The organism is Caldithrix sp. (genome assembly GCF_056497305.1).
The window spans coordinates 17,642-28,084 of sequence record NZ_JBSMDE010000040.1 but is presented as its reverse complement, the minus strand read 5'-3'; the positions used below and the strand labels follow the sequence as shown (position 1 = coordinate 28,084).

Genomic DNA, 10,443 nt, shown 5'->3' with positions numbered 1-10,443 from the left:
ACTGACCTGTCGTTCCAGATGCATAAAGATCTGCTGCTGCCACCTGATTGTAACCACATCCATCGGCAATAAGCACAATGATATTCTTAGGCGGCACGAGCTGCTCTTTGCAGGCATTAGAGAAAATAATTAAAAACAACATCAAAAAAAATACGATGAATTTGTTCACAATTCCTCCTGAATTTTTTGAAGGGTAAAATAGTGAACTTTAGATTTGGATTCAAACAAATGTCGGCGGGATAGCAATTTAAGGAATGATTAAAACAAACACAGAGGAAATTTAGAAGTGTAAACCGTTAAAACGGTTTCTTATTTCGTCCTTACAGGACGATTCATGTTTTCGGTGTTTTTGCTTTACCCACCGCTTACGCGGTGGGCTACAAATATTTCGTCCCTACGGGACTTTTTAATGGTTCAGCCCCAAAGCTTTTGCGGCATAGATGTTTTGCGCAAGATGGTTACACGAAATTAAGCCTCACGTTGTGTTTAAAAACTTCCTACAACGGGAGATTTTATTCAATGTTCAGTTTTGTAAACCGTTGAAACGGTTTCTTATTTCGTCCTTACAGGACGATTCATGTTTTTTGTGTTTTTGCTTTACCCACCGCTGACGCGGTGGGCTACAAATATTTCGTCCCTACGGGACTTCAACGTGGGATGCTGAAACATGAACCTATTCGGCTGTGTTAGGCCTGCGTGCTTACATGTTTTTTTAGATATTATTCCAATTCTTTCTCCCTCCAAGAAGCATCAAAAATTTTGCATTCAGCCCGGGTGTGACAGATTTATTAAGAGAGATATTCAAATGTATAAAAGTAAACCGTTGAAACGGTTCCATACGCTTGTGCGAAAGATTTACAATGGAAGTATTCTAAGGCAGCAGAGCCGCAACCAAAAAACTTCGTTAAAAAATGACAGGTCAGTGCCTATTAACCCTTTAACTCTTACACTCTTAACGCTTTCCCTCCAACAGCAGAAGTTATTTCACGAATTAGCCCTCACCCCCTCGATCCCCCTCTCCCAGAATAAAAGTCTGGGAGAGGGGGAAGGCTTGTGTGTGAAATTTTAACATGTATTGGGGATTTCTTACACGTGCCCCATTTATGACCAATGGGCGGCCCGATGCTTATTCAACCATTCAACCAATCAACAATTCAACGGTTTTGTTTCTTCATATTGCATAAAAATTTTCGCACGCTAAAGCGTTCTAATATGTTACCACTGATTATTTTTAAACAGAAAAGGGCTTATGAAAATCACTCATAAGCCCTTGTTTTTATTGAGTGCACCTGGAAGGACTCGAACCTTCAACCAACGGATTAAGAGTCCGCTGCTCTACCAATTGAGCTACAGGTGCATTTTGCATCTTAGCCGATTTTAAAAACACCCTAAATGTAATGCTCTGCCCGACCGGTTAAACATAACAGTCAGTGGCCCGTAAATTTTAAGACTGCAAATTTACATATTGTTCATGCTCAATGCAAATCAGATTTCCACCGTCTCAATCTTTTCTAAAGCCTTCTGAACCATGCCTTCTACGTCGAGTGCGGTCTCCGCCTGTAAAACCTGATTTAACCTGGCCCGCGTCTCTGGTTTGCGGGGCATAAAACGCGTACAGGCATCGTCATGTGGTTTTACAGAGATATCGTAAGTGCCAATTTTACGGGCAATGGCAATAATTTCTTCTTTGTCCATTCCCACCAGAGGACGCAAAACTGGCAGAGTAATCACCTGTTCAATAGCGCCCATATTCTCCAGAGTTTGCGAAGCCACCTGTCCCAGTGCTTCGCCGGTTACCACTGCTTTAAAACCTTCCCTTCGGGCCAGCCGCTCGGCAATACGCATCATGAAACGCCGGTACAAAATCACACGCAATTTATCCGGGCAAATGAAGACAATCTCTTCCTGAGTTTCGGCAAAAGGCACCATAAACAGCTTGCTATTAAACTGGTACTGATTTAAAATCCTGGCCAGCTCAATGACCTTTTCCTGCGAAAAGGCATTGGTGTAAGGATAGGAATGAAAATGGATAAAGGCACTTTTAGCGCCCCGTTTCAACATCAAATAAGCAGCCACCGGAGAATCAAATCCTCCGGAGAGCAAAGTAAGCACCTTGCCGCTGGAACTTACCGGAAGCCCACCAGGGCCAGCAAAGCGATCGACAAAAATCAGAGCCCGGTCACGCATTATTTCTATGTGACAGGTGATTTCCGGCTGGCTTAAATCGACTCTTTTTCCGGTAGTCTCAGCAATCGCAGCCCCTACCTGCACATTAATTTCCTGTGAAGTTAAAGGGAAAGACTTATCAGCTCTTTTGGCCCGCACAGCAAATGTTTTTTCCGGCCGCGACTCCATCAGTTTAAGCGCGCTGGTTTTGATGGCATTCATGTCCAAGGAAACGGGTGTAACCGGCGAAAAATTGACCAACCCAAATACACGCTCCAGGGTAAAACGCACCTTGTCCAGCGGCACATCATCCTGAAAATAGACCAAAAAACGCTTGTGTTCCTTTTTAATTTCAAACTTCACCTGGGGTAAAGAACGCTGCAGGCTGTGGCGCATGTTGGTTTCTAAAATACGCTCAAAATAGTTACGGTTGCCCTTTTTTAATCCGATTTCACTGTAATGACATAAGAAGATCTGACTCATGCCATGCTTCTCAGTTTATTTACGGCTGTCATCAAATGTTCTATCAGGTATTCGACCTGTTCATCCGTCGTAAAACGTCCAAAACTGATGCGAATGGTGCCACGACTGAAAGCGTCCGGCAGACGGATGGCTTGCAAAATACGACTTCCCTTCACTTTGCCGCTGGAGCAAGCTGAGCCAGTGGACACGGCAATGCCCTGTTTATCAAGATAAATGGCCAGCAGTTCGCCATCCACATCCTTAAAAGAAAGGTTTACGATGTGCGGTACCCCATCTTCCGGGCTATTAACACGAGTTTCAGGAATTTCGCTTTGAACTCTATTTAACAGTTTCTGGCGAAAATTTCGTATTCGTCGCAGTTCAGCATCCCGTTCCCTGTCATATATTTCAACGGCTTTTTGAAAAGCCACAATGGCCGGAACATTGACGGTGGAAGATCGCAAGCCCTGTTCCTGGCCCCCGCCATGTAATAATGGTTCCAATTCAATACCGCTTCTGACGTAAACCAGTCCTGCCCCCACAGGACCATAAATCTTATGTGAAGAAGCCGTTAAAAAATCCAGATCAAATTGCAAAGCGTTCAAGGGCAATTTGGCAAAGCCCTGCACGCAATCACTATGAAAATAGACGCCAGCCTGCCGACAGATTTCGCCAATCTCTTTCAATGGTTGTATGGTTCCCAGTTCATTATTTACCCAAATTACCGAAACCAACAGTGTATTGGGCCGGATGCGCTTTTTAAGCTGATCGGGATCGATCTGGCCCTGGTTATTGACCGGCAGCTCTTCTACTTCAAATCCCAGCCTGGTCAGGTAGCGGGCCGTTTGAACCACGGAGGCATGTTCAATAGCGCTGATGATAATGTGTTTCTTGTCGTTATGGCGCTGAGCCAGACCTTTAAGCACAAAATTATTACTCTCAGTGGCCGAACCAGTAAAAATGATTTCCGAACTCTTGACCTCTAAAAACCGGGCCATATAGGCGCGGGAATGATCGAGATGCGCCTTAAGTTCACGGGCAAACGCATGCATCCCTTCCGAATTTCCATAATGAGATGCGTAAAAATCGTTCAGCGTCTTTCGGACCTGCGGATCAAGCGGGGTGTTGGCCGCATAGTCAAAATAATATCTCTTCATACTATCCTTTTCCCCTTTTCATTCGGGCACAAATTTCGCAATAAATAGTCTATGGAACAAATATATTTTGAAATTGGAAATAGATGGCTACACTGCCCCAACCCAAATGGTGCAGGAAGAAAGCTCATCTCGCTACTTTTTAATGATTTCACAATTAAATTAAGCAAGGAAAGCTGTTACCATTAATAAAACACAATGCACATACTAAATTCACAAATGCACGAAAAACATTGTTTTGGGAATACTTCCTTCAGAAGATGGAAGGCATTACCGTGCAATCATTTTATGCTGTGTGAGGAAGTAAAACCGTTGAATTGTTGAATGGTTTAATTGTTGAATGGCCTGTCCAGCTGGATAGCCGTCCAGACGGGCCTGTACCTGAAAATCGGGGCGAGGGTGAGTTCAGACTACCACTGTAAGAGATTCTTCTTCCGATAAAGCGGGAATCAGAATGACACTCAGCACCATTTAACTATTCAACCATTCAACTAATTAACTAAGGCAGCAGAGCCGCAACCAAAACTAACCGCAAATAGCGTAAAGAAGTTGCAAAAAACTCCAAGCATTTTTCAAATTAAAAATTAATTGCCCTCCCCCCCCTCGATGCCCCTCTCCCAGAATAAAAATCTGGGAGAGGGGGAAGGCTTGTGTGTGAAATTTTAACATGTATTGGGGATTTCTTATACGTGCCCCATTTATGACCAATGGGCGGCCCGATGCTTATTCAACCATTCAACCAATCAACAATTCAACAATTCAACGGTTTTACTTCCTCACACTGCATAAAAATTTTCACATGCTAAAGCGTTTTATCTTTTGAAGGAAGTATTCTATTACACTCTTAACTCTTACACACATACACTTTTCCACGCCAGCGGAAAATTTGCCATGCCAGTGTAAGGGATTTCTCCCCTGCTAAAGCGAGGTCGAAATGACACGCGGCACGGGGCCTCAGCTCTCCGGCACGACTTGACGTTTTACATGGAAATTCGCAATTCGTAATTTTTAATTAAAATTACCTTTTCGCGCCCTTTGCGGTTTTTTAAAGGTTGCGGCTTTGCTGCCTTATGGCTAAACTTCATCAATGGCTCTTTGATGGACAGATTTATTTCATGGAACGTAGCGCAGCGAAAGCATGGTGATATCATCCGATTGTTCAACACCGCATGTAAAAAGCTGCACCTGATCAATCATCCTTCTATTCAAATCGGATACGCTTTCTCCGGCCAGCGCTTTTAAATGCTTTTTTAATCGTTTTTCAGAAAATTCATTGTCATCTTTATTCATGGCTTCATCGACACCGTCGGTGTACAAAAATAGCAACTCCCCTTTTTCCATTTTTATTTTTTGTTTATCGTACAAATAATCTTTTACACAACCTAAGGGAATTCCATTGACCTGAGGCAGGGGCTGGACTTCCCCGGCGTTATTGACAAGAAAGGTGGGATTGTGCCCGGCATTGCCGTACTCCATCTCTCCATTGCGGATATCCAGAATTCCATAAAAGGCAGTCACAAACAAATTACTGGGACTTTCCCGGAACATAGTATTATTTATGGTGCTCAGACATTCATCAGGTGATGCGCCTTTTACCGCAAACGTTTTTAGAGCCGTTTTGCAGACAGCCATAAAGATGGCTGCCGGAATGCCTTTGCCCGAAACATCGCCAATGCAAAAGCCTAAACGATTTTCATCGATCCAGAAAAAATCGTAAAAATCGCCGCCCACTTCCTTTGCTGGAATAATCTCTGCTGCTAAATGAATCTTCTGGCCATCCAGGCCAAACGTTTGATGATCCGGTAAAATGGCCATCTGAATATTCCTGGCAATCGCCAATTCTTTTTGCATGGCAATGTAAAGATGGTGGGCTTCCAGGGCTTGCCGAATTTCCAGCACCTCCTCCAACGTTTTATGGATTGTCACCTCTAAATCGGTAAAGTCAATCGGTTTGGTAACAAAATCAAACGCGCCCTGGTTCATTGCCGACCTAATATTCTCCATATCACCATAAGCTGAAATGACGATGGCCTTGAGGGTTGGGTTGTTTAATTCCCTGATTTTCTTCAATAAAGTTAAGCCGTCCATCCGAGGCATATTGATATCAGTCAGAACCAGATCGATTTCCTGATTCTGTTGTAAAATTTCCAGTGCTTCAACCCCGTTGTAAGCAGAGACAAACTCATATTTTTTTTGAATAACCTGTTTGCGAAATCTCTGACGAATTAAAATTTCCAGGTCCGGTTCGTCATCGACAATAAGGATGCGATGCGCCATTTAATGCTCCTTTATCTGCCTGTCTCTTTTTTCAATGGGCAGGCTAATTTTAAAGGTAGTTAACTCCCCTTCCCTGGTCTCAACATGAATTTTACCGCCATGTTCTTTGACTACAATATCATAGGCAATGGACAGGCCTAATCCTGTTCCTTCTCCCGCTGGCTTGTTGCTAAAAAAAGGATTAAATATTTTATTGCGAATGTCTTCCGGTATGCCTGGCCCATTATCGCGGATTTCTATTTCCACAGTATCGGCTGTTTTTTTTGTGCTGACCGAGAGCATAGGTTCGCCTTGCGTACCTTTGTTTGCAGCATAAAAGGCGTTTTGTAAAATATTTAAAAAGACGCGGCTAATATCCTGCGGCACCACTTTAAGGCTACCCAAATGGGGATCAAAGTCTTTTTGAATGGTAATCCTGAATGATTTATCTCGAGCGCGCAAGCCGTGGTAAGCCAGATTGATATTTTCATCCAGAACGGCATTGAGATCCGTTTCACGTCGTTCCCCCGGTTTTCCACGGGAGTGCTGTAACATACTTTTAATAATCCGATCTGCCCGCTTGCCATGTTCATTGATGCGTTGCGCATTATTTTCCAAAGTTTTGACGATTTCGGAAATTTTTTGCCATTGTGTGTCATTAATAACCTCTTTTTGCGTACTTAATTCTTCCCGAAGTTCCTCCATCAGATCAACAGAAATTTCCGCAAAGTTATTTACAAAGTTGAGCGGATTTTTTATTTCGTGCGCGATGCCAGCCGTTAGCTGCCCTAAAGAGGCCAATTTTTCCTGAGTAATCAATTGCTGCCTGGTTTGAATGATTTTTTCGTTTGTTTGTTGAAGTTCTTTTAAGATTCTGGCTTTTACAATGGCTGAATTGGTATGTTCCCGAAAACGGCGCAATTTGCGCGCGTCGGTTTTACCAAAAGCTTCCGGCCTGGAAAGATTGGAAAAGACAACCAGCCCTTCTAACTTTCCATCCCAGGTTGCACTCATCATGATCAACGCTTTGGGCAACGGTTGTACATTAAACGGCTCCTGATTTTGCAAGGCATCAAAATGCTTGATGATGTAAACACCCTTTTCCGCTTCATTGGCATGCTTTGCATATTTCTGGACGGTTTGCTGGGGAATTGCCATCATGTTTTGAGGATCTACAATGTTATGCCCGATCGATTCGGCCAATTTAAAATTTTGCGTCTTATGATCAAAAATCAAAACCAGTCCGTTATCGGCCTGTGGGAAAAGTCTCATCCCCTGCTCCAACAGCACTTTTAATAAATTTTCAAGCGATATCTCTTTATTGACCAGGCGAACAATATTATCAATCGATTCGAGCTCTTTGGCCTGTTTGAGCATTAATTCTTCTTCCCGGCGCTGAGCCCTGGCCCGCTCCTTTTTGATAATCTTCTTACGCATGATACGATCAGTTGTAAACAGTCCGCCTAAAAAGAATAAACCATAGAGGAGATAGGCCCACCAGGTGAGATAAAAAGGCGGCAGAACAGTAAAATAGAAAACATCTTCAAACCCGGCTTTTTCGTAAACATTTTTTGATCGAATTCTGAAGGCAAAGTCACCCGCTGAAAGATTTGTGTACTCTTTTTTGTTTTCTGTGGTCCAATCTGACCACTGCTCATCGTTGCCTTCAAGTAGATATTGATATTGCGAACCTTCGGGCTTATCAAAACTAACAGCAGTAAATTCAAACTGAATGGCATTATTCGAAAAGGGGAGCACTACTTTACGGGTCTTCTTCGGCAAATGGGGAGCCGCCCCTCCATAAAGAAGAGAATCATTGCCAATGGTTACCCGGCGAATGAGGGTTGAATACGAACCATTTAAGGACTTCAAAATATCCGGATTGTAACGCACCAGTGCCTCATCGGTCGAAATCCATAATATTTCTCTGCCTGTTTTAGGATCAATATCCGGGTAGATGGCTCTGGCGCTCTTTAAATCCAATCTATTAAATAAAAGATCGGGTTGCCATTTATAGGTTCCATCCTGCTGAAGAAGAGCCTTACCCAATTGATTTACTCCATCGTTTCGGGCTAAAATCCAGGAATGATGATTATGCCCTTTTTCCATCAATAGAACCGTGTTCTTTGCACTGGCAAGATTTAATCCAAGAACAGAATCAGGAATAAACGTTTCATCTTTGCCGGAAAACCTAAAAGAGCCCTGGTCTGTGGACAAATACATTTTTTCCTGGATATTAAAGATATGCCATTCACTACCTGGTAAATTTGGTTTTTTATTGAAGCGTTTAAATGTAACATTGGCGTTCTGCCCAGTACTTAATTCATCCATGGCCCCGCTAACAAAGTACAGGCCAATAAAATGCCCTGCCAGCCAGAGGCTGCCGTCCTTTTCCTCTACAATGGAATACACTTCATCCTCAGCCTCGAATTTGTATTTGAGGTTAAAGTGACCTTGTTCGTCTGTTTGAATTACGATTAAGCCTTCACGCGTGCCGGCGTAAATTCTTCCCGGAAAAACTTTAGAAGCTATCAATTCAGCTGTTTGCCTTCTGAATAAATAGAATTGATATTTATGCTGATCAAGGACCACCAGCCCCCAATTTGTTCCGGCAAACAGGGTACCTTCATAGACTAATAGTTCGTAAGCCGGTTTATTGCTGCCTTCAACTAATTGAAAATATGGTTTGCCTGGCGCAAGGTAAAGCACGCCAAATTCATTGGTTGCATAAACGGTATCCTTAAAGCGAATGACCGAACTGGATAAGCCTTTTAACACCCCGCTATTTTTAAAGATTGAAAAGGGAGATGTCGGTTCACAATGGACGATCCCGTTGCTTGTAGCCAACCACAACCCGCCTTGTTTATCCATGAAGACATCGTAAATCACGTTGCTTGGCAATCCGTTCGTTTCATTGAGGATGCGTACCAGGTGTCCCCAGGCATCAATGATAACTACGCCCCCCCGCTGGGTAGCCAGCGCAATATGGCCATCGGACAAAAGACAGGCATTATAAACCTGATTTCTGATCAGATAAGCGTCGACATTGGTTTTAAAAGCCTGAAATTTTTTCCCATCATGGAAAAATAATCCATCGGAATTGGTAGTAATTAGAATACCCTGTTTGTTTAGTGCAGGAGAAAAAAACGGGAGCATATCATAAACACCGATATCTGAAAAGAAACCACCGTCTGGCATTACTTTCAGAGAATCTCCGTCAATCACCATCAGCCCCACACCTTGATTTCTGGAATAAATTCTATCGTTAATGTTGTACAATCGGAAAGCAGTGACTGAATCAAAAACCGTCATTTGCCCCTTACTCCATTTAAAGATTTTTTTTTCGGTTTTAAAAAATACACCCTCTGAAGAGGTGACAACATCCCACATTTGTCCCGTTGCCTGATATTTTTCCGGCAAGGCCTGTCTTAATGAATGGTAGGTCAATCGGCCCAGAGAATCTGGCTGCAAATAACCAAAACTTCCATAGGCACAAACATAGATCGTTCCATCATCGGCAAGCGCCAGCGAGCGCACGCTGGCAGAATAAGGTACTTTGATTCTACGCCAATTACTACCGTCATATTCCAGGATATCCGATTCATTACCGAAATACATCATACCCCGTTTATCCTGGACGATCGTCCAGTTATCGGGCAAACCGGCGTAGTCCTTGGGACTAAAATACTGACTAAAGGGTTGGCCGATTTCATAATTCAGTGGCAGGGATGATGACTGGCCGAATAGGTGGTTATTAAATAAAGATATTAGAAGAAAACTGATCGATAGGAACTCAATTAAATAGGAACGCATGACAATCTTAAATATGACGCCTCCTAACCGGGATAGAACACACACATCAGGTGGGAGTTTTTCAACCGATTGTAATTTGGACATTCCCCTCTTCAAACGGTCTTAATCCACACAAAATTCCATCCTGCTTCATAAAAAGGCTTTTTTTTAAAACGTTAAGAAACAAAGTGTAGCTTTACTAATTCGATTGGATTCTAACGTGATGGTTAATTCCGGTCTTTCTCTTAGGCCAATGGGCTGTGTTCTGCAGTTTGAATTTGCAAAGGTAAGTGCACATTGAAATGGATTTTGATACAGGGAAATTTTGTTTAGAATACTTCCCTTAAAACTTCTATCCCGCACGGCGGGATGCAAAAATTTTTGTGCTGTGTGAGGAAGTAAATCTGTTGAATTGTTGAATGGCCTGTCCGTCTGGCCAGACGGGCCTGTCAGGCTGGTGCTGCCAGACGGGCCTGTCCCCGAAAACGGGATTTTCGCTGCGCTCCAACAGGCTGCGCCTTGTTCTTCCTCCACCTCTGCCACCTTCTTAACTTAAAATAATTCGTAATTCGTAATGAGTGACTGAACACAGGAGCCTTCCATGGCTCCAGTC

At 43.1% G+C, this 10,443-nt stretch carries 4 protein-coding genes and 1 tRNA gene; all 5 read right to left on the bottom strand.

The genetic code is table 11. From position 1 onward, the window contains the following. Positions 1-1,284 precede the first annotated feature (1,284 nt). Positions 1,285-1,357: transfer RNA gene (locus ACWB0I_RS03515), tRNA-Lys, on the bottom strand. Between the two features lie 128 nt (positions 1,358-1,485). Beyond that, entirely contained in the window at positions 1,486-2,649 is a 1,164-nt protein-coding gene (gene thiI / locus ACWB0I_RS03510; protein ID WP_479386652.1) for a tRNA uracil 4-sulfurtransferase ThiI, read from the bottom strand. Then, positions 2,646-3,785, bottom strand: a complete 1,140-nt coding sequence (locus ACWB0I_RS03505) for a cysteine desulfurase family protein (RefSeq protein ID WP_479386651.1) — start codon at positions 3,783-3,785, stop codon at positions 2,646-2,648. Before ACWB0I_RS03505 ends, thiI begins: the two co-directional genes overlap by 4 nt. A 1,110-nt stretch (positions 3,786-4,895) precedes the next feature. After that, a complete protein-coding gene (locus ACWB0I_RS03500) occupies positions 4,896-6,059 on the bottom strand; it encodes a PP2C family protein-serine/threonine phosphatase (RefSeq protein WP_479386650.1) in 1,164 nt (387 codons plus the stop codon). After that, on the bottom strand, positions 6,060-9,935 hold the full coding sequence (locus ACWB0I_RS03495) for a sensor histidine kinase (RefSeq protein ID WP_479386649.1): 3,876 nt from the start codon (positions 9,933-9,935) through the stop codon (positions 6,060-6,062). Between the last annotated feature and the right edge of the window lie 508 nt (positions 9,936-10,443).